The sequence below is a fragment of the Halomonas ramblicola genome (assembly GCF_030409215.1).
Lineage (GTDB): Bacteria > Pseudomonadota > Gammaproteobacteria > Pseudomonadales > Halomonadaceae > Halomonas > Halomonas ramblicola.
Map to the genome: position 1 here is coordinate 102,988 of NZ_JAUFPL010000025.1, position 20,982 is coordinate 123,969.

Annotated in this window: 18 protein-coding genes; 16 read left to right on the top strand and 2 right to left on the bottom strand. The window is 69.3% G+C overall.

The genetic code is table 11. The annotated features are described in order from the left end of the window. The 8 genes from QWY80_RS09270 to QWY80_RS09305 all read left to right on the top strand — a co-directional run. The coding region (locus tag QWY80_RS09270; protein ID WP_290230613.1) for a pyruvate kinase alpha/beta domain-containing protein at positions 1-202 on the top strand (202 nt) is incomplete at its 5' end. Positions 203-340: 138 nt separating this feature from the next. Then, positions 341-1,990, top strand: coding sequence for a Glu/Leu/Phe/Val dehydrogenase dimerization domain-containing protein (locus QWY80_RS09275; RefSeq protein ID WP_290230616.1), 1,650 nt, complete (start codon positions 341-343; stop codon positions 1,988-1,990). Between the two features lie 7 nt (positions 1,991-1,997). Further along, positions 1,998-4,901 (top strand): response regulator, encoded by a 2,904-nt coding sequence (locus tag QWY80_RS09280; RefSeq protein ID WP_290230619.1) that lies wholly within the window; start codon positions 1,998-2,000, stop codon positions 4,899-4,901. Between the two features lie 179 nt (positions 4,902-5,080). Next, a complete protein-coding gene (locus QWY80_RS09285; RefSeq protein ID WP_290230622.1) occupies positions 5,081-5,818 on the top strand; it encodes a GntR family transcriptional regulator in 738 nt (245 codons plus the stop codon). Positions 5,819-5,923: 105 nt separating this feature from the next. After that, a complete protein-coding gene (gene modA / locus QWY80_RS09290; protein WP_290230625.1) occupies positions 5,924-6,721 on the top strand; it encodes a molybdate ABC transporter substrate-binding protein in 798 nt (265 codons plus the stop codon). Beyond that, a complete protein-coding gene (gene modB / locus QWY80_RS09295; RefSeq protein WP_290230627.1) occupies positions 6,721-7,389 on the top strand; it encodes a molybdate ABC transporter permease subunit in 669 nt (222 codons plus the stop codon). The genes modA and modB overlap by 1 nt, the downstream gene beginning before the upstream one ends. After that, a complete protein-coding gene (locus QWY80_RS09300; protein ID WP_290230630.1) occupies positions 7,382-8,521 on the top strand; it encodes an ABC transporter ATP-binding protein in 1,140 nt (379 codons plus the stop codon). The genes modB and QWY80_RS09300 overlap by 8 nt, the downstream gene beginning before the upstream one ends. Beyond that, a complete protein-coding gene (locus QWY80_RS09305; protein WP_290230631.1) occupies positions 8,518-9,036 on the top strand; it encodes a DUF192 domain-containing protein in 519 nt (172 codons plus the stop codon). The genes QWY80_RS09300 and QWY80_RS09305 overlap by 4 nt, the downstream gene beginning before the upstream one ends. 3 nt (positions 9,037-9,039) lie before the next feature. Here QWY80_RS09305 and QWY80_RS09310 read toward each other — a convergent pair whose 3' ends face one another. Next, positions 9,040-9,897 carry a DMT family transporter gene (locus tag QWY80_RS09310; RefSeq protein ID WP_290230633.1) on the bottom strand — a complete coding sequence of 286 codons (858 nt, stop codon included), beginning with the start codon at positions 9,895-9,897 and terminating at the stop codon, positions 9,040-9,042. A gap of 60 nt (positions 9,898-9,957) precedes the next feature. Beyond that, positions 9,958-10,482, bottom strand: coding sequence for a macro domain-containing protein (locus tag QWY80_RS09315; RefSeq protein WP_290230635.1), 525 nt, complete (start codon positions 10,480-10,482; stop codon positions 9,958-9,960). Between the two features lie 312 nt (positions 10,483-10,794). Here QWY80_RS09315 and QWY80_RS09320 point away from each other — a divergent pair, with 312 nt between their 5' ends. From QWY80_RS09320 to QWY80_RS09355, 8 genes are all read left to right on the top strand, one after another. Continuing rightward, the gene (locus QWY80_RS09320; RefSeq protein ID WP_290230637.1) at positions 10,795-12,183 is read left to right on the top strand and encodes a KamA family radical SAM protein; all 1,389 of its coding nucleotides are present in this window, start codon (positions 10,795-10,797) and stop codon (positions 12,181-12,183) included. 257 nt (positions 12,184-12,440) lie between these two features. Further along, entirely contained in the window at positions 12,441-13,421 is a 981-nt protein-coding gene (locus tag QWY80_RS09325; protein WP_290230639.1) for a TAXI family TRAP transporter solute-binding subunit, read from the top strand. A 140-nt stretch (positions 13,422-13,561) separates the two neighbouring features. Next, positions 13,562-16,156, top strand: coding sequence for a TRAP transporter permease (locus QWY80_RS09330; protein WP_290230642.1), 2,595 nt, complete (start codon positions 13,562-13,564; stop codon positions 16,154-16,156). A gap of 11 nt (positions 16,157-16,167) precedes the next feature. Then, entirely contained in the window at positions 16,168-16,596 is a 429-nt protein-coding gene (locus tag QWY80_RS09335) for a universal stress protein (protein WP_290230644.1), read from the top strand. Between the two features lie 207 nt (positions 16,597-16,803). Further along, entirely contained in the window at positions 16,804-17,628 is an 825-nt protein-coding gene (locus QWY80_RS09340; protein ID WP_290230647.1) for a DUF2189 domain-containing protein, read from the top strand. A gap of 92 nt (positions 17,629-17,720) precedes the next feature. Beyond that, positions 17,721-18,194, top strand: a complete 474-nt coding sequence (locus tag QWY80_RS09345) for a lysozyme inhibitor LprI family protein (protein ID WP_290230650.1) — start codon at positions 17,721-17,723, stop codon at positions 18,192-18,194. Positions 18,195-18,254: 60 nt separating this feature from the next. Next, complete coding sequence (locus tag QWY80_RS09350; RefSeq protein WP_290230653.1) at positions 18,255-18,770, top strand: putative pterin-binding protein; 516 nt, start codon at positions 18,255-18,257, stop codon at positions 18,768-18,770. A 27-nt stretch (positions 18,771-18,797) separates the two neighbouring features. Beyond that, on the top strand, positions 18,798-20,972 hold the full coding sequence (locus QWY80_RS09355) for an ATP-binding protein (RefSeq protein ID WP_290230656.1): 2,175 nt from the start codon (positions 18,798-18,800) through the stop codon (positions 20,970-20,972). The last annotated feature ends 10 nt before the right edge of the window (positions 20,973-20,982 follow it).

Here is a 20,982-nt window from a genome sequence, read left to right on the forward strand (position 1 = left end):
ACGCATGGCGCTCTACCGCGGGGTGGTGTCGCTGCCCTTCGACACCAGCGAGATGGCGGCCGAGGAGCTCAACGACCGGGCCCTGGCGCTGCTGGTGGCGAAGGGCATCGCCGAGCCGGGCGATCACGTGATGCTGACCCGGGGCGACGAGATGAACGCCCACGGCGGCACCAATACCCTGAAGATCCTCCGGGTACCCTGACACCCCGCGGACGACGCCGAGCGGGCTCCGCTGGCCTACGCTGTAGGCGAGTGGGGCCCGTTTGGGTTGACAGGGCGGCGGGCGCGCCACTCCCCAGGATGGCCTGGCCAGGGTCGGCCCCTCGCGAGGAGACCCGTCATGTCCGAAGCGCCGATTCGCCTGCTGCTGATCGAGGACAACCCGCTGCACAGCCGGCTGGTCCAGGAGCTGCTCAAGGCCGATGCCCAGCTGCATTGCGAGGTCGAGGCGGTGGAGCGTCTCGACCTGGGGCTGACCCGGCTCTCCCGGGGCAAGGTGGACCTGGTGCTGCTCGACCTGGTGCTGCCCGACAGCCAGGAGCTGGAGACCCTGTGGCGGGTGCGCCTGGTGGCGCCCCAGGTGCCGGTGATCATTCTCACCGGCCTCGACGACGTCAAGCTGGCGGCCCGGGCGGTGGAGTCCGGGGCCTACGACTACCTGGTCAAGTCGCACCTCAAGGGCGCCTCCCTGGGGCGCGCGGTGCGCTATACCCTGGGACGGGCGCGGGCCAGGGGCGGCGAGTGGGACTCGCCGATGTTCCGCCTGGCCCAGCAGCAGTTCCTCAAGGCCTCCCAGTACATGAACCTGGACGACAACATCCGCCAGCGCCTGCTGTTTCCCCAGCGCGCCCAGATGGTCTCCTTTCCCTTCTTCCGCGACGACCGCCGTCAGGTGGAGACGGTGTTCGGCTACCGGGTGCAGCACGTGCTGACCATGGGGCCCACCAAGGGCGGTATCCGCTATCACCAGGAGGTGGACCTGGGCGAGGTGGCGGCGCTCGCCATGTGGATGACCTGGAAGTGCGCCCTGATGCGCCTGCCCTTCGGTGGCGCCAAGGGCGGCGTGCGGGTCGATCCCACCACCCTCAGCAAGCCGGAGCTGCAGCGCCTGACCCGGCGCTACACCACCGAGATCATCGACATGATCGGCCCCGACAAGGATATCCCGGCCCCGGACCTGGGCACCGACGAACAGGTCATGGCCTGGCTGATGGACACCTACAGCCAGCAGGTGGGGCATTCAGTGCCGGCGGTGGTCACCGGCAAGCCGGTGGTGCTGGGGGGCTCCCTGGGACGCCGCGAGGCCACCGGGCGCGGCCTGGTCTACCTGATCGAGGCCTCGGCGGCGCAGCTGGGGCTCGAGCTCGCCGGCGCCACCGCCGTGGTCCAGGGCTTCGGCAACGTGGGCAGCCATGCGGCGCGCTTCCTCGCCGAACGGGGCGTGCGCATCGTCGGCGTGGGCGACGTCTCCACCGCGCTGTATCGGCGCGAGGGGCTCCCGGTGGAGGCCCTGCAGGCCCATGTGGACCGCCACCGGATGCTGGCCGGCTATACCGAGGCGGAGGAGATCGACCCCGAGGAGCTGCTCGAGCTGGACTGTGACATCCTGGTCCTGGCGGCGCTGCAGAACCAGGTGACGGTCGAGAATGCCGGCCGCATCAGCTGCCGGCTGCTGGCCGAGGGGGCCAACGGGCCCACCATGCTCGAGGCCGATGAGATCCTCCACGAGCGCGGGATCTTCGTGCTGCCCGACATCCTCGGCAACGCCGGCGGGGTCACCGTCTCCTACTTCGAGTGGGTCCAGGGCATGCAGAACCTGACCTGGACCCTGGAGGAGATCAACGCCCGGCTCAAGGCGATCCTGCTCGACGCCTTCCAGCGCACCCTGCGCCGGGCCCGGCAGGACAGGCTGGACATGCGCACCGCGGCGCTGATCGAGGGAGTCGAACGGGTCACGGAGGCCAAGCTGTTGCGCGGCATCTTCCCCTAGGAGCGCCATGAACGAATCCAAGCGCGAGCGAGAGCTGGTCGAGCGCCTGGCGGAGGAACGTGCCGCTCGCCGGCGTGCCGAATCGGAGTACCAGCAGCTGCTCGAGGCCCTGGAGTCGATCTCCGAGGGCTTCACCCTCTATGACGCCGACGATCTGCTGGTGGTGAGCAACGCCCGCTTCCGCGACTACTCGGGGGTGCCCGAGATGATCGTGCCGGGCATGCGCTTCGAGGACCTGATCCGCACCGTGGTGGAGCGCGGCATCATCCGGGTCGGCGAGCGCGATCCGCAGGAATGGATCGCCTGGCGCCTCGCCCAGCGTCGCCGGCCGGGCCCGCCCTTCACGGTCCGTACCGGCGACCGCACGCTGCGCATCAGTGAGCGGCGCACCCGGGGTGGCGGGGTGGCGGCCATCTATGCCGACATCAGCGAGCTGGAGAGTCAGCGCGAGCACCTGGAGGCCCAGGTGCGGCTCACCGAGGAGGCCCAGGCCCGGGCCGAGGCGGCACACGACCAGCTCACCGAGGCCCTGGAGTCCATCGCCGAGGGCTTCGCCCTGTTCGATGCCGACGACCGCCTGGTGCTCTACAACTCGCGCTTCAAGGAGCACTTCGTCACCCCCGGCGACGTGGTGGAAACCGGCATGAGCTTCGAGACGATTCTGCGTGAGGTGGTGGCGCGCGGCCTGGTACCCCAGGGGCAGGTCTCCGGCGAGGCGTGGATCGCCGAGCGCCTCGCCCAGCACCGCGATCCCCATACCACCTACCAGTTCACCCGCAGCGATGGCCTCTCCATCCTGATCAGCGAGCATCGCACCGGGGACGGCGGCTACGTGGCGGTCTATTCGGACATCACCGAGCTCGAGCAGCACCGCCATCGCCTGGAGGAGAAGGTCGCCGAGCGCACCGCGGAACTGCAGGCCACCACCGAGGAGCTGCGTCGCTCCCAGGCGGAGCTGAAGCGGGCCCGGGACGTGGCCGAGCGGGCCAGCCTGGCCAAGAGCGAGTTCCTGGCCAACATGAGCCACGAGATCCGCACCCCCATGAACGGGGTGATCGGCGTCGCCGAGCTGCTCGAACGCACCGAGCTCAGCGAGCAGCAGGCGGAGTACGTGGCGATCATCCAGAAGTCCGCCGACACCCTGCTGGGGCTGATCAACGACATCCTCGACTTCTCCAAGATCGAGGCCGGCCGGCTCGAGCTCGAGTCGGTGAGTTTCCCGCTGCGCGATACCCTCAGCGACACCCTGCAGACCCTGGCGATACAGGCCGACGAGAAGGGGCTGGAACTGGCGGTGCACATTCCCCCGGAGATTCCCGACCGGCTGCTGGGCGATCCGGTGCGGCTGCGCCAGGTGGTGGTCAACCTGGTGGGCAATGCCATCAAGTTCACCCAGGCCGGCGAGGTGGTGGTCGACCTGGGCCTCGCCGACCTCGACGAACGGCGTGCGCGGATCGCCTTCGAGGTGCGCGACACCGGCATCGGCATCCCCGAGGCCCAACGCCAGCGCATCTTCGAGGCCTTCGGCCAGGCGGACAGCTCGACCACCCGCTCCCATGGCGGCACTGGCCTGGGCCTGGCCATCGCCGCCCAGCTGGTGGAGATGATGGGCGGACGGGTCCAGATCACCAGCGGGTGCAACGGGCAGGGCAGCTGCTTCTCCTTCGCCATCGACTTTTCCCTGGCCAATGCCCAGTCCACCACGGCGCCGCCCCTCCACGGCCTGCATGGACAGCGCGTGCTGGTGGTCGACGACAACCGCACCAACCGCATGATCCTCGAGGAGATACTGATGAGCTGGGGGATGCGACCGACGGTGGTCGCCGACGGGGCCCAGGCCCTGGCGGCCGTGGAGCAGGCCAAGGACACGCCCTTCCCGCTGGCCCTGCTCGACGTGATGATGCCGCGGCTGGATGGCTACCAGCTCGCCGAGCGGCTGCGCCAGCGTCCCGAGCTCGCCGACACGAAGATCCTGATGCTCTCCTCCAGCGTACGCGCGGGCGATGCCTCGCTGCGCCGGCGCCTGGGGATTTCCCGGCAGCTGCTCAAGCCGGTCAAGCAGTCGGAGTTGCTTGATGCCGTGGGCGAGGCCCTGGGACTGGCCGCCCGGGGCGACCGCATCGGGGTGGCCGAGCGTCCCCGGGAAACGGCCGTGCGGCGGGTGCTGCTGGTGGAGGATGGCCTCACCAACCAGAAAGTGGCGATCGACCTGCTGACCCAGCGTGGCCACGACGTCGAGCTGGCGTGCAACGGGGTCGAGGCCCTGGAGGCGATCGCCCGGGAGGCCTTCGACGTGGTGCTGATGGACATCCATATGCCGGTGATGGACGGCCTGGCCGCGACCCGCGAGATCCGCCGTCGGGAGGCCGCATCCGGAGCGCATTCGAGGGTCGTGGCCATGACCGCCAGCGCCACCCGGGAGGATCGCGAACGCTGCCTCGCCGCCGGTATGGACGACTACGTCACCAAGCCGTTCCGGGCCGCGGAGCTGTATCGGGCGGTGGAGGCGTCGCCCCATGAGGCGACGCTCGCCTCCCTGGCCCCTCGCTCACCCGCAGCGGGGAGCAGTGCTCCCCAATTGGACTGGGAGGAGGCGCTGGCCAACCTGGAGGGCAACCGCGCCCTGCTGGGGGAGATGGTCGAGCTGTTCCTGACCGAATCACCGCGACTGCTGGACGCGATCGATGCGGCCATTGCCGCGGCGGATGCCCAGGCCCTGCGCCAGGCGGCGCATACCCTCAAGGGGGCGGCCCTGGTGGTGGGCGCGCGGGCACTGGGCAGCCGGGCTCTCGAGCTGGAGACGACGGCCCGCGCCGGCGAGCTCGGGGACGCGGCTCCGGCCGCCGCCCGGCTGCGGGAAGAGGCCCGGGAGCTGACGACGCTCCTGGCGGAGCGACGCGACGCGAGGTGAGCAGCGGCGGACCTCTCACCGGGCTCGGTCATTTGGCGACACGCGAGTCTGCCGTGGCGAACGGTCGAGTCGACGGGTTTCGTGATGGTTTGTATACATTCCTTATTCTCCAGTGTGGTCAGCCAAGACAAAAAGTGCGAAGGTTACCCCAGGCTTGATCGGCGAAAACGAGGGGAGCGATGAGCAACAGCTGGAAAGAGGAGGTGGAGGCCGCCATCCGCGCCGGGGAGCGCATCAGCGACCGACATATCGTCGAGCGGGTGCGCCACGCGGTGCTGACCCAGCGCCTGCCGCCGGGCACCCGGCTCCCCGAAGTCTCGCTGGGCGAGATCTTCGGCGTCAGCCGTTCGGTGGTGCGCCGCGCCCTGACCCGCCTGGCCGCCGACCACGTCGTCGACCAACGTCCCAACCAGGTCTCCCGGGTGCGTGCCCCCAGCGTCGAGGAGACCCGCGAAACCTTCGCCGCCCGACGCCTGGTGGAGGGCGAGGTCGCCGCCCTGCTGGCCGGCCAACTCGATGCCGAAACGCTCTCCGTCCTGGACGCGGAGGCCGAGGCGGAGGCCGAGGCCCATGCCCGGGGCAACGAGCCGCTGCGCATCGAGCGCTCGCTGGCCATCCATCACCGCCTCGCCGAGCGCTCGCCCAACCGCGTGCTGGGCGCCATGCTCACCGACCTGGTGCTGCGTACCTCCATCGTCATCGCCCTCTACAAGCGGCCCTCGCTGGCCTCCTGCTACCTGGAGGGGGATCACCCGCGGCTGCTGGCGGCCCTGCGCGACGGCGACGCCGCCGGGGCCCGGCGCGCCATCGAGCGGCACCTGGAAGGACTGGAGGAGCTGCTCGACCTGGGGCCGCGCGAGGCCGAGACCGACCTGCGGGCGATCTTCGGCCAGGCGGCCCTGCTGGAAGGCCAGTAAGGGCCTGATCCAGGTCAGCGGAAGGCGGTGCGGGGGCGAGTGCCGCCTTGTTCGCGTCGGCCGCCTGGCCGACAATGCCCGCATCGAGGCCGACCGGGAAGACCCATGACACCAGGACGTCGCGCCCTGCTGCTGGGCATGCTGTGGTGGTTGCCGCTGGTGGCGCGGGCCGAAGTGCCCACCGTGGCGGCGGCTTCATCGCTGCAGTTCGCCATGCCCGAACTGACGGACGCCTTCCGTGCCGAGACCGGACTCAGCGTACGCCTCAACTATGGTGCCTCCGGCAACTTCCGCCGTCAGATCGCCGAGGGGGCTCCCTTCGACCTCTTCCTGTCGGCGGATGAAATCAGCGTGCTGGCGCTGCATGACGAGGGGCGTACCGAGGACGAGGGCGTGGTCTATGCCCTGGGCGGACTGGCCTGGCTGCAGGGGGCGGGACGCGATGACCTGCCCCACGACGAGGATCCCCTGGCCGGGGTGCGCGAGGCGATCGCCACCTACGAGGCGGGGGAAGGGCGGCCGCGCCTGGCCCTGGCCAACCCCGAGCACGCCCCCTACGGGGTGGCGGCGCACCAGGTCCTCGAGCATGCCGGCCTGTGGCAGGACAGCGAGCCGCTGCGCGTGCTCGGCGAGAACGTCTCCCAGGCGGCCCGCTTCGCGCTGGCCGGGGAGTCCCGGGGTGGCCTGGTGGCGCTGTCCCTGGTGCTGGCGCCGACCATCGCCGAGCGCGGCGAGTACGTGCCGATCCCCGAGGCCTGGCACGCGCCCCTGGTGCAGCGCATGGTGCTGGTCGAGGGCGCCGGCGAGACGGCGCGAGCCTTCTATGCCTGGCTGCAGCAGGACGAGGCCCAGGAGGTCCTGGCCGCCTACGGCTTCCGCCGACCCGACCGCGAGGCGCACTGATGGACTGGACGGCTCTCGCGGTCTCGCTGCGCCTCGCCCTGTTCACCTGCCTGTTGCTGCTGCCGCTGGGGTTGTGGCTGGGGCGTGCCCTGGCCACGGCGCGCTTCCGGGGCAAGCCGCTGTGCGAGGCGCTGGTGGCGCTGCCGCTGGTGATGCCGCCCACGGTGCTGGGCTTCTATCTGATGCAGGCCTTCGGCGCCGACACTCCCCTCGGCGGGGTCTGGGAACGCCTCTTCGGCAGCGGTCTCAACTTCACCTTCTCCGGCATCCTGATCGCCTCCCTGGTGGTCAACCTGCCCTTCGCCGTGCAGCCCATCCAGCGCGCCTTCGAGACGGTGCCGAGCCACCTGCGCGAGGCGGCCTGGTGCAGCGGCCTGTCACCCGCCCAGACGCTCCTGCGCATCGAGCTGCCGCTGGTGTGGCCGGGCGTCGTCTCCGCGCTGGCGCTGACCTTCGCCCATACCCTGGGCGAGTTCGGGGTCATCCTGATGGTGGGCGGGGCCATCGACGGCGAGACCCGCACCCTGGCCATCGCCATCTACGATCGGGTGCAGGCCTTCGACGAGTCCGGGGCGGCGGCCATGTCGGCGATGCTGCTGGCGGTCTCCTTCCTGACCATCGGCGTGGTCTATGGCCTGGCGGGCCGGCGGAGGTGGCGGCGTGCCTGAACGCAGTGACGAGGTGCAGCGCCTCACGGTCAGCCTCCACCAGCCGGGCCCCATCCCGCTGGCCGCCGACTTCCACTGCGCGGCGGGGGAGCTGCTGGCCCTGGTGGGGCCCTCCGGCAGCGGCAAGACCACCCTGCTGCGCGCCATCGCCGGGCTCAACCGGCCGCGAGGGGGGCGCATCGAGTGCGGCGGGGACACCTGGTTCGACGCCGACCGGCCGCTGGCCCTGTCGCCCCAGCGGCGCCGGGTGGGGCTGGTGTTCCAGGACTATGCGCTCTTTCCCCACCTGACGGCGCTGGGCAACGTCATGGTGGCGCTGGACGAACTGCCGCCCGCGGAGCGCCGCCGGCGGGCCGGCGAGTGGCTCGCCCGGGTGCGTCTCGCCGGGCTCGAGGAGCGACATCCCGCCCGGCTTTCCGGCGGCCAGCGCCAGCGGGTCGCCCTGGCCCGGGCGCTGGCTCGCAACCCCCGGGTGTTGCTGCTCGACGAGCCCTTCTCGGCGGTGGACCAGGTCACCCGTCGCCGCCTGCAGCGCGAACTGGCACTGCTGCGCGAGGAGATCCGCATCCCCATCGTGCTGGTCACCCATGACCTGGACGAGGCCGCGGCCCTGGCCGACCGGCTCTGCGTGCTGCATGGCGGCCGCACCCTCCAGGCGGGGACACCCGAAGTGCTGTTCCGGCGCCCGGCGAGCCCCGAGGTGGCACACCTGCTGGATCGCCACAACGTCTTCACCGGCGAGGTGGTGGAGGAGGGTGGCGAGCGCCGGCTGGCCTGGGGCCCCTGGCGGCTCGAGGTGGCCGACGGCCTGGAGGGGCGCGCCCCCGGCGAGACCCTGGCCTGGTACCTGCCGCCCTCCGATGTGGTACTGCACCGCCGGGGGCGGCCCTCGCGGGGCGAGCGGGAGAACCCGGTGCCCGCCCGGGTCGAGGAGCTGGTGGTACTGGGCGGCATGGCCTCGGTGACCCTGGCCTTCGCGCACACTTCGAGCACCCTGAGCTTCGACATCGCCACCCATGCGGCGCGACGCAACGGCCTGGCCCGCGGCGAGGCGGTGCAGGTCTCGCTGCTGGCGGCGGGGATTCACCTGATGCCGGCGGGGTCGCCGGCCAACACGAGGAGTGGCACATGAGCCTGACGAGACGCGTCCGAGGGGGGCTGGGCCTGGTGGCCCTGGTGGTGGCCATGCAGGCGGTAGCCGCCGACCCCACCGACAGCGACGAGACCGAGACGCTACCGCTGCGGGTGTATACCGAGGACGGGGGCTATGCCTTCCGCGTCGAGGCGGCGCGCACCCTGCCCGAGCGCAGCCGGGGCCTGATGGAGCGCGAGCAGCTCGACGAGGACGCCGGCATGCTGTTCCTCTACCGCGAGACCCAGTCGGGACGCAACGGCTTCTGGATGTACCGCACGCGGATCCCCCTGGACATCGCCTTCATCGACGAGGCGGGACGCATCGCCTCGCTGCACACCATGCAGCCCTGCGACTCGGAGCAGGCTGCCGACTGCCCGGTGACGCGCCCCCTGACGCCCTACGCCGCCGCCCTGGAGGTCAATGCCGGGACCTTCGAGCGGCTCGGCATCCAGGAAGGGGACTGCGTGAGCTGGCCGGGCAACGAGGCGTTCTGCCGCCCGCCGGAGGAGTGAGGCTCAGCGCGCTGCCGCCCGGCGGCCGGTCAACACGATCAGCGCCAGGCCGGCGATCACCAGGCCGCCCCCGGCGAGCTTGTGGATGCCCAGGCTGTCGCCGAGCAGCGCCGCGCCCAGCAGCACGGCGCCCACCGGCATCAGCAGGGTCAGGGGCGTGACCCGGCTCACCGGGTGGCGGCGCAGCAGGCCGTACCAGAGGCCGTAGGCGACGATCGACGACATCACCGCGGTGTAGAGCACTGCCCCCCAGCCGGCCAGGCCGGCACTCGCCAGGGTCGCCAGGTGGTCGGCCTCGAACAGCCACGAGCCCAGCGCCACCTGGGGCGTGGCGAACAGCGCCACCCAGCCCGCCAGGGCCAGGGGAGCGATGTCGGGGCCGCGCTTGATCAGCAGTTGGGAGACGGCCCAGGCCAGGGCGCTGACCAGCAGGATGGCCAGCGGCAGCGGCGAGGGCAGGGTGGGCCCGCCGGCCAGCACCACCACCCCGGCGAAGGACAGCGTAAGCCCGGCGAGGCGCCGCGGCCCCAGTCGCTCGCCGAAGAAGAGCACCGCCAGCAGGGTGGCGAAGGGCGTGCCCATCTGCACCAGCAGGGCGCCGGTGCCCGCCTCGGCCTGGCCCAGGCCGATGAACAGCAGGGCGAAGTGCAGGCTGCCGAAGGTCACCGACAGCAGCCCCAGGAAGGGCAGCTGGTGGCGGGGCACCGGATGGAAGGGCACCAGCAGCGCCGCCACCAGTGCGAAGCGCAGGGTGGTCATCATCAACGGCGGCATGTCGGCCACGCCCACCTTGATGACGATGATGTTGAGCGCCCAGATGGCGATGACGGAGAGGCCCAGCAGCAGGTCGCGAAGCGGCACGATTCGTCCATGAAAGCGAGTGTCGCCCCCAGGATACCAGCTCGCCGGCCCGAGGGGTCGCTAGCCCCGGGTCTGCAGCGCCTCCAGGGTTCGTTGGTGGAGCTCGGCGCTGGCGGCATCGAACAGCACGAAGCGCACTCGCTCGATCCCGGGACAGTCGGGCAGGGTGGCGGTCACCGTGGACAACGCGGTACGCGCGGCCTCCTCGGGCGGGTAGCCGAAGGCGCCGGAGGAGATGGCCGGAAAGGCCACCGAGGCGATGCCGTGTTGCTCGGCCAGTGCCAGGGCGTTGCGGTAGCAGTCGGCCAGCAGCTCCTCGGCGGGTTCGTCGACCCCGTAGATCGGCCCCAGGCAGTGGATCACGTACCGGTTGGGCAGTGCGAAGGCCTCGGTAAGCACCGCCTGGCCGGGACGAATGGGGGCCAGCGGTCGACAGGCCCGGTCCAGCTCCGGGCCGGCGGCGCGGTGCAGGGCGCCGGCCACCCCACCGCCGGGGCGCAGCTCGGCGTTGGCGGCGTTGACCACCGCCTCGATGTCGGCCTGGCGGGCGATATCGCCCTGGAGACACTCGATGATCGGGCTCATTGCCTTACCCTCCTTGCACGGGGATGTAAGTCCAGTCTGGTCGCCCCGGCGTCGGATCATCAAGGCCGGTCCGCTGGCCGTGTATCGAGGCCGACTCGGGGTGCCCGTGGCTCGCGCCGGGTCGAAAGGATTGTTGCGGAAAGCCTGAGTTTTCGAGACATTCGTTGCAAATCGGCGCGTAAAGTTGCAACTTTTCCGGCGACTCTGTACCAATGGCCTCCCCGATGAAAGACGGCGGCTCCGGCCTGTGCGGCGGAGCCTCGGATGCCCCGTGCGTTCGGGAAGGCGCCGGACAAGTAAGGAGGAGGCGAGATGAACCAGAGCGTGAACATCGAGTTCGGCAGCCTCGAGGCCGAGGCCTTCGAGGCCCGCCAGTTCAAGGTCTACACCCACCGCCAGCTCGACAAGATCCGACAGATCCAGGCTCTGCCCGAGGCCCTGCGCTTCGACATGCGGGTGGTCAGCCAGGTACTGCCGTTCCGCGTCAACGAGTACGTGATCGAGGAGTTGATCGACTGGAACGACGTCCCCGAGGATCCGGTCTTCCAGCTCACCTTCCCCCAGCGCGGCATGCTCAGGCCCGAGCACTACGACCAGGTCGCCGACATGCTGCGCCGCGAGGTGCCGGCCGCCGAGATGAAGCCGGTGATCGAGCGCATCCGCAGCGAGCTCAATCCCCACCCGGCGGGGCAGATGGACCTCAACCTGCCGATGCTCGACGGCGAGCCGTTGCCCGGCATGCAGCACAAGTACCGCGAGACGGTGTTGTTCTTCCCCAGCCAGGGGCAGGTCTGCCACAGCTACTGCACCTTCTGCTTCCGCTGGGCGCAGTTCGTCGGCGACAAGGACCTCAAGTTCGCCTCCAACGAGGCGGATTCGCTGCATCGCTACCTGGCCGAGCACACCGAGGTCACCGACCTGCTGATGACCGGCGGCGACCCCATGGTGATGAAGGCCAAGCACCTGCGCCAGTACCTGGAGGGCCTGATGACCCCGGAACTGGACCACGTCCAGGACATCCGCATCGGCACCAAGAGCCTGACCTTCTGGCCCTATCGCTTCGTCACCGATCCGGATGCCGAGGATATTCTCGAGCTGTTCCGTGAGCTGACGGCGGCCGGCAAGCATGTCGCCTTCATGGCGCACTTCAACCACTGGAAGGAGATGGACACCCCCATCTGCCGCGAGGCGATCCGCCGCATCCGCGCCTCCGGCGCCGAGATCCGCACCCAGGCGCCCTTGCTCCGCCACATCAACGCCGACGCCGACCAGTGGGCGCGCATGTGGACCACCCAGGTGCGCCTGGGCATGATCCCCTACTACATGTTCGTCGAGCGCGACACCGGCGCCCGCCACTACTTCGAGGTGCCGCTGGTGCGCGCCTGGGAGATCTACCGCGAGGCGATCAAGCGGGTGCCGGGCCTGGCACGCACCGCCCGCGGACCCTCGATGTCCGCCGACCCGGGCAAGGTGGAGATCCAGGGGGTGACGGAAATCCATGGGGAGCGCGTGTTCGTATTGCGTTTCATCCAGGGCCGCGACGAGGACTGGGTGCAGCGCCCCTTCTTCGCGAAGTACGACGCAGCCGCCACCTGGCTCAACCACCTGGAGCCGGCGCTGGGCGAGTCACGCTTCTTCTACGAGGAGGAGTTCGCCGCCATGAAGGAGCAGAAGCGTGAGCTGATCCTGAAGGCCTCCTGAGGCCCTCGTGGACCCCGCGAAAACCGCGCTTCGGCGCGGTTTTTTATGTGCGGCGCACCATAAAGTTAACGATCCGTAAACGTAAATCGTCGCTAGACTATACTCCGAGTCACCGGCGTTTCTGCCCGAGCCATCGCGGGCGGAAGCCTTACCCCAACGATGGTTTTTTCGCTAAAGTAGGAGAGGGTGGTAGATTCGGTGCCTCGCGAGGTCAGGATCCCTCCGCTCGATTGCCGACAACGTCAAGAGGTGTGTTCATGAAACGCCATGCTTTCTCTGCCGCCGCCTTCACCGGCGCGCTTCTCGGGGCCGCGATGTTCGCGTCGCCCGTCGTCGCCCAGGACGAGGAGCAGTTCATCACCATCGGCACCGGTGGCCAGACCGGCGTCTACTATGTGGTGGGCCAGTCCGTCTGTCGCCTGGTGAACCGTCTGGAAGACGCCAACATCAAGTGCAACGCGCCCTCCACCGGCGGGTCGGTGGCCAACATCAACGGCATCAAGTCCGGCGAACTGGACATGGGCGTGGTGCAGTCCGACGTCCAGTACCAGGCCTACAACGGCACCGGCAACTTCGAGGGGGAATCCTACGAGGACCTGCGGGCGGTCTTCCGCGTCCACGGCGAGCCGCTGACCGTGGTGGCCCGTGCCGACTCCGGCATCGAGCACTTCTCGGACTTTCCGGACAAGCGCGTCAACATCGGCAACCCGGGCTCCGGCCAGCGCAACACCATGGAAGTGGTGATGGAGGCCATGGGCTGGACCGAGGACACCTTCGCCCTGGCGTCCCAGCTCGACGCCGCCGAGCAGGCCGCCGCTCTGGCCGACAACAACGTCGACGCCATGGTCTACGTGGTGGGTCACCCCAACGGTTCCATCCAGGAGGCCACCACCACCGTGGACGCGCGCCTCATCCCGGTCACCGGCGAGGAGATCGACGCCCTGGTCGAGGAGTATCCCTACTATGCCAAGGCCACCATCCCGGGCGGCCTCTATCGCGGCAACGACGAGGACGTGGAGACCTTCGGCGTGGCGGCCACCTTCGTGACCACCGCCCAGGCCGACGAGGAGATCATCTACCAGACCGTCAAGGCGATCTTCGACAACTTCGACAACTTCAAGCGCCTGCATCCGGCCTTCGAGAACCTCGATCCGGAAGAGATGGTCTCCTCCGGCCTCTCCGCGCCGCTGCATGACGGGGCTGCCCGCTACTATCGCGAGCAGGGCTGGATCGAGTAAGGCGGCTCGTCTGAGGTGATCACACCTCGGTGAAGAATGCGCGGTCACCCGAGGGGGCCGCGCATTCTGTTTGGGTGCCGTGAGGCATCGCCATCGCCAAGACGGGACGACATACCAATGACTCAGGGCAGGGTACGCACATGACCGAGGACAACAAGAGAGCCGCCGGGGCCGAGGTCGATCTGGAGGACATGGTCGCCTCCAGCGATTCGGGAGCCAGGAAACCGGCCGGCACCCCGGGCAAGCTGCTGGTGAGCATCGCCGCCGCCTGGTCGCTGTTCCAGCTGTGGATCGCCTCGCCGCTACCGTTCATGCTGGGCTTCGGGGTCTTTAATGCCACCGAGTCCCGTTCCATCCACCTGGCCTTCGCGCTGTTCCTGGCCTACATGGCCTATCCGGCGCTCAAGCGCTCGCCCCGTGATCGCATTCCCGTCCAGGACTGGGTCCTGGCGGCGGCGGCGGCCTTCTGCGGCGCCTACATGTTCATGTTCTACGAACAGCTGGCCGAGCGCCCGGGCGCGCCGATCCTGCAGGACGTGATCATCGGCGTGGCCGGCATACTGCTGCTGCTCGAGGCCACGCGACGGGCGCTCGGCCCGCCGCTGATGATCATCGCCTCGATCTTCATCTTTTACTCGCTGGCCGGGCCCTACATGCCGGGCATCCTGTCCCACCGCGGGGTCAGCCTCTTCGGCCTGGTCAACCACCAGTGGCTGACGACCCAGGGGGTCTTCGGTATCGCACTGGGGGTGTCGACCAGCTTCGTCTTCCTGTTCGTGCTGTTCGGTGCCCTGCTCGACAAGGCCGGTGCCGGCAACTACTTCATCAAGGTCGCCTTCTCGCTGCTGGGCCACTACAAGGGCGGGCCGGCCAAGGCCGCCGTGGTGGCCTCGGGCATGACCGGCCTGATCTCCGGCTCCTCCATCGCCAACGTGGTGACCACCGGCACCTTCACCGTGCCGATGATGAAACGGGTCGGCTTCTCCGCCGAGAAGGCCGGTGCGGTGGAGGTATCGTCCTCGGTCAACGGTCAGATCATGCCGCCGGTGATGGGGGCCGCGGCCTTCCTGATGGTCGAGTACGTGGGCATCTCCTACGTGGCGGTGATCAAGCATGCCTTCCTGCCGGCACTGATCTCCTATATCGCGCTGGTCTATATCGTCCACCTGGAGGCCATGAAGGCCGACATGCAGGGGCTTCAGAGTAGCAATCCGCCCAAGCCCCTGGTGCGCAAGGTGATCGGCTTCCTCGGCGGCCTGCTGCTGATGATGATCACCGCCCTGGCGGTCTACTACGGCCTGGGCTGGCTCAAGCCGGTGCTGGGCGGTGCGACTCCCTGGGTGGTGGCCGTGGGACTGGCGGCCGTCTATGTGGGGCTGCTCAAGGTGGCCTCGAATTATCCCGAGCTGGAGCTCGACGACCCGGACACCCCCATCTACAAGCTGCCCCAGACCCGGCCCACGGTGATGGTCGGCCTGCAGTTCATCCTGCCGGTGATCGTGCTGATCTGGTGCCTGATGGTGGAGCGCCTCTCGCCGGGGCTGTCGGCCTTCTGGGCCACGGTGTTCATGGTCTTCATCATCCTCACCCAGCGTCCCATCATGGCGATCTTCCGCGGTCGCAGCGACATGACGGCGGACCTCCGCGAGGGCGCCGTGGACCTGTGGAACGGCCTGGTCACCGGTGCCCGCAACATGATCGGCATCGGCATCGCCACCGCCACGGCCGGCATCATCGTCGGCGCGGTCTCCCAGACCGGCGTCGGCCTGGTGCTGGCCGACGTGGTGGAGATCATCTCCATGGGCAACCTGATGCTGATCCTGATCTTCACGGCGGTGCTCAGCCTGATCCTCGGCATGGGCCTGCCGACCACGGCCAACTACATCGTGGTCTCGGCGCTGCTGGCGCCGGTGATCGTCCAGCTGGGCGAGCAGAACGGCCTGCTGGTGCCGCTGATCGCGGTGCACCTCTTCGTGTTCTACTTCGGCATCATGGCCGACGTCACGCCACCGGTGGGACTGGCCTCCTTCGCCGCGGCCGCGGTCTCGGGGGGCGACCCGATTCGCACCGGTTTCCAGGCCTTCTACTACAGCCTGCGCACCGCGGCGCTGCCGTTCCTGTTCATCTTCAATACCGACCTGCTGCTGATCGACGTGACGTTCCTGCAAGGGATCGTGATCTTCGTGGTATCGACCATCGCCATGCTGATCTTTGCGGCAGCGACCCAGGGCTTCATGCTCGCCCGCAGCCGCTGGTACGAGTCGATCCTGCTGCTGCTGGTGGCCTTCACCCTGTTCCGTCCCGGCTTCTGGATGGACATGATCCATGATCCCTACCGGGAGGTGCCCCCGGCGCAGTTCGAGGAGGCGCTCGGCAACGTCGGGGAAGACAGTACCCTGCGCCTGCAGATCGCCGGCCAGGATGCCTTCGGCGATCCCCTGACCACCTACATGCTGCTGCCGGTGCCGGAGGGCGAGACCGGTGAGGAGCGCCTGGCGAACCTGGGCCTGGAGCTGCGTATCGAGGACGAACGCGCCGTCGTCGACATGGTCACCTTCGGCAGCCAGGCCTCGGACCTCGGCTTCGACTTCGATCAGGAGATCGTCCAGGTGCTGGCACCGGTGGATCGCTGGACCAAGGAGTGGATGTGGATCCCCGCCTTCCTGGTCTTCGCCCTGGTGGTCGTGCTGCAGCGGCGTCGCCGCGACCGCAGCGCCGCCACTGCCACGAGCTGAAGGAGAGCGTCATGTATAGCAAGATCCTGTTGCCGGTGGACCTCAACGAGGAGGCCTCCTGGGCCAAGGCGCTGCCCACGGCCCTGGAGCTGTGCCGCAGTTTCGGTGCTTCGCTGCACGTGGTGACGGTGCTGCCGGACTACCGCATGCCGCTGGTAGGGGCCTACTTCCCCGAGGACTTCGCCGAGAAGGCCCATGAGGCCGTCTCGGAGGCCCAGCACCGGTTCATCCAGGAGCACGTGCCGGAAGACGTCGCGGTGCAGAGCGTGATCGTCGATGGCTCGCCCTGGGAGGCGATCGTCAAGGCGGCCAGGAAGCTCGAGGTCGACCTGATCGTCATGGCCTCCCACAACAAGCGCAAGTTCGCCGATTACGTGCTGGGCCCCAACGCCGAGCACGTGGTGCACCACTCCAAGGTATCGGTGATGATCGTGCGTTGAGGTCCCGCCCCGGCCATCGCCGGGGCTCGGCCGTTCACAGCGTCGACGGAAGCGTGGAAAGTGGTCGCAGCCCTCCGCCTGCAGGACACAATCGGGTCGACTACAGTAAGACTGTGCCTAGGCACACTGCGGCAGGGTGACGCACCCGGCCGCGGGGCAGCGGCCCGAGGGACTCGGGCAGGACAAGGCGGAAACAGGGGTGACAGCATGAACGCGGCAAGCGCAAGATCTCGCGACAAGTCGGCAGCGCCCAGTGTCAAGATCACCATTCGGCCGATCGGCATGGACAGGCCGCGGGCCTGGTTGGCCGCCGGGTTCGAGGACTTCCGCCAGGCCACGGTGATCAGCCTGGCCTACGGGATGTTCTGGGTCGGCCTGAGCATCGCCATCACGGCGGGGGCCATCACCCTTGGCCTCTGGCACTGGCTGTTGCCGCTGGTGGCCGGCTTCATGTTCCTGGGCCCCCTGGTGGCCGTGGGTTCCTACGGGGTCAGCCGCGCGCTGGAGGAGAACCGGGCGCCCCATCTCGGCGACGCCTTCGGTGCCTGGCGCCCGCATGCCGGCCAGCTGGCGATGATGGGCGTGATGATGATGATCTTCTTCCTCGCCTGGATCCGGCTGGCCACCCTGCTCTTCGCGCTGTTCTTCGGCTTCGAGGTGCCTAGCCCCACGGCCCTCTATGCGGCGCTGCTGACCACCCCCGAGGGGCTCGGCATGATCGTCGTGGGCACCGCGATCGGTGCCGTCCTGGCCTTCGGCGCCTTCTCCATCAGCGTGGTGGCGATCCCCACCCTGATGGACCATGACCTCACCTTCATGGAAGGGATCGAGGCCAGTGTGCGCACCGTGGCGCGCAACTTCCGTCCCATGCTGTTGTGGGCGGTCATCCTGACCGGCTGCGTGCTGGTGGGGGTGTTGACCTTCTACATCGGTCTGGCGCTGATCCTGCCGGTGCTCGGCTATGCCAGCTGGCACGCCTACGAGGACCTGGTGCGCGTGCAGCCACTGGAGGATGAGCAGCTGCGCAGCTAGCTCGCGGCTCTCGCCTGGCGGCGGTACAGCCACTATGCTGGGGGCGACATCGCCCCCCAGCGCTTCCCCCTTGCCCCGGCCACGAGTCCCCCATGTCGTTCCCGCGCCTGCTGATCTGCTTCTGCCTGGCATTCCCTGCGACGGCCCCGCTGGCCCAGTCGACCGACGACGGCCGGCAGATCGCCCACGCCCTGCATGGTTGCATGGAGGCGGCCGAGGATCGGCCCCGGGAGATGCTGGCCTGCGCCGAGCAGGCCGAGTCCCGCTGGCGCGAGGAGGTGGAGCACCTGACCGGGCGGCTCGACAAGTCGCTGGGCGGGGAGGCACGGGACGCGCTGGAGGCTTCCCGGGAAGCCTGGATGGTGAGCCACGAGGCCGACCTGGCCCTGGTCGACGCCTACCACGATCAATTGATCGCCGCCGAACTGGGGGAGCCGGCGATGCTCAGGCTGTCCCGCCAGCTGCATCGCAATGCTCTGCTGGAAACGCGTGCCGACTACCTGCGCCGCCTGCTGGAGGGCCTGGGCACGCTGCCCGATCCGACGGATCCCTCCCCGACGGACTGACCTCGTCGCGCCGATCGGGTAGGCTTGGCGGCATCCCAGGCGACTGCAAAGGGCCTTGCCATGCGCCACCGCTTCCTGCGACTGCTGTTTCCCCTCTCCCTGCTGGCCTTCCTGCTCCCGGCCTGGGGGGCGGACTCCTCCTTGCCACCCCCCGAGGGGAAGGTGCTGCTGACCATCAGCGGGAACATCGAACATGCCAACAGCGGCGATGAGGCCCGCTTCGATCGCGAAATGCTCGCCTCGCTTGCCTGGCAGGAGGTGGAGACCCGGACGCCCTGGCACGACGATCGTGGCACCTTCGCGGGGCCGCTGTTGAGGGACGTGCTGGCGGCGGCCGGGGTGCGCAGCGAACGCGTGCGGGTCCGGGCCCTCAATGGCTTCGAGGCCGAGATCCCCCTCCCGGAACTGCATGACTACGACGTGATCCTGGCCATGCGGCGCAACGGCAGGCCCATGCCGATCCGGGAATTCGGCCCCCTCTTCGTGCTCTATCCCTTCGATGCCCATCCCGAACTGGACACCGAAACGGTGCGCTTCCGCTCGGTCTGGCAGGTGCGCCATATCCATGCGCTGTGATGGGTCACGGGACTGAGGAGAGGTCGGATGCTGCGTTTCCCGTTGCGCCTCAGGCTGGGCATGCTCAGTGCCCTGCTGCTCCTGGTGGCGGCCCTGGTGGTGGTGGGGCTGGTCGCCTGGCGCCAGGACAGCCTCGCCCAGAACGTCGGCAACGACACCACCTGGCATGCCTACAAGCTCGACCGGGACGTGGTGCAGTTGCGCAACTACCTGGCCCAGCCCGATGCCGACCTGGATGGCCTGTCGCTGCGTTTCGAGCTGCTCTACAGTCGAATCCACCTGCTCGGGGGAGGGGAGGTCGCCGAGTTCGTCGACAGCGTGCCGGCCGCCGTGCGGTTGCTGGAAGACCTCGAGGGACGGCTCGACGACCTCGATCGGTGGATCGCCGATCTCGAGACCCTGGAGGCAGACGAGCGCCAGGCCCTGGATGAGCGCCTGCAGGTCCTGGGCAACCGCAGCGAGCGGTTGATCATCGCCATCAACGGTCACCTGGCCGATAGTGCCACGGCCGAGCGTCGGCAACTGCAGCGGCTCTATGCCCTGCTGCTGGTGCTGATCCTGGCCATGAGCCTGGCGGGGTTGCTGGTGGCGGTGATGCTGTTCCGCGAGGCCCGGGACAACGCCGCGGCGCGGCGCGACCTGGAGGCGCTCAGCCGCGAACTCGAGACCACGGCCCGGCGGGCCGAGTCGGCGAGCCAGGCCAAGTCGGAGTTCCTCGCCACGGTCAGTCACGAGATCCGTACCCCCCTCAACGGCGTGATCGGCATGAGCGACCTGCTGATGGACGAATGCCCGGCGGGGCAGGCGCGCCAGTACGCCGCCACCATCCATGACAGCGCCGGCCTGCTGCTGGGCCTGATCAATGACCTGCTCGACTTCTCCAAGGTCGAGGCGGGGCGCCTGGAGCTGGAACAGCGGCCCCTGGCACTCGGCGAGCTGCTGGAGGGTACCCTGGCGATGTTCGCTCCCCGGGCGGAGGCCCGCAGCGTGCAACTGGTCGGTTGGCTCGACCCCGAACTGCCGTCGAGGATCATGACCGACCCGGGACGCCTGCGCCAGGTGTTGCTCAACCTGGTCTCCAATGCGGTCAAGTTCACCGAGAGCGGTGAGGTGCGCGTGGCGGTGCGCCGGGAGGAAGGGGAGGCCATCCGCTTCGAGGTCGCGGACACCGGCTGCGGGATCCCTCCCGACCAGCTCGAGCGCATCTTCGAGCCTTTCCGCCAGGGCGATGCCTCGACGGCGCGCCGCTATGGCGGAACCGGCCTGGGCCTGGCGATCTCGCGTCGCCTGGTGGAGGCCATGGGCGGCCGCCTCGAGGTGGTCAGCGAACCGGGGGTGGGCAGCCGCTTCTGGTGCGTGTTGCCCCTGGTGCCCACCCGGCAGGCCACCACCGGGGAGCCGATGGCGTCGCAGCCGCGCCAGGTGGCCCTGGAAGGGGCGCGCCTGCTGGTGGTGGAGGACAACCCGGTCAACCAGCGGGTCGCCGCCGCGATGCTGGAACGCCTGGGGTGTCGCGTGACCGTCGCCGAGTCCGGGGCGACGGCACTCGAATTCCTTCGGCACCGGCGCTTCGACCTGATCTTCATGGACGTGCAGATGCCCGGCATGGACGGTCTGGAGGTCACGCGCCGGCTGCGCGAGCGGCACGGCTGGGCGGCGGAGGTGCCGGTGGTGGCGATGACCGCGGGGGGACCCGGCGGCGAGCAGGCGCGCTGCCTGGCGGCCGGGATGAACGGCTACCTGACCAAGCCGCTGCTGCAGGGGGCCCTGCTGGAGGTGCTCAATCGCCACCTCCAGGACGCTTCCGTTGCCGTCGCCGAGGCGCCGGCCCGGGGGGCGATGGACCACGAGACCCTGGTCGACCTCCTGACCCTGCAGACGCTCCGCGACAGCCTCGGCGAGCAGGGCCTGGCCGCGCTGATCGAGCTCTACCGGGGACAGGTCGAGGCGCGCCTGGCAGAGCTGACGACGGCACTGGCATCGGACGGGACGGGACAGCAGGCATGCCAGGCGGCCCACCAGCTCAAGGGCGAGTCCTCGAGCCTGGGGGCGGTCAAGGTGGCGGGGCTGGCCGCGCGGCTCGAGCGGTTGGCTCAGGAGGGACGCCATCGCGAGGCGCAGCGGGTGGTGGACGAGCTGCCGGCCTGCCTGTCGGGTACCCTGGCCGCCCTGGAGGCCTGGGTCGGGCGGGCCTCTGCCTGACGTCGGCGTT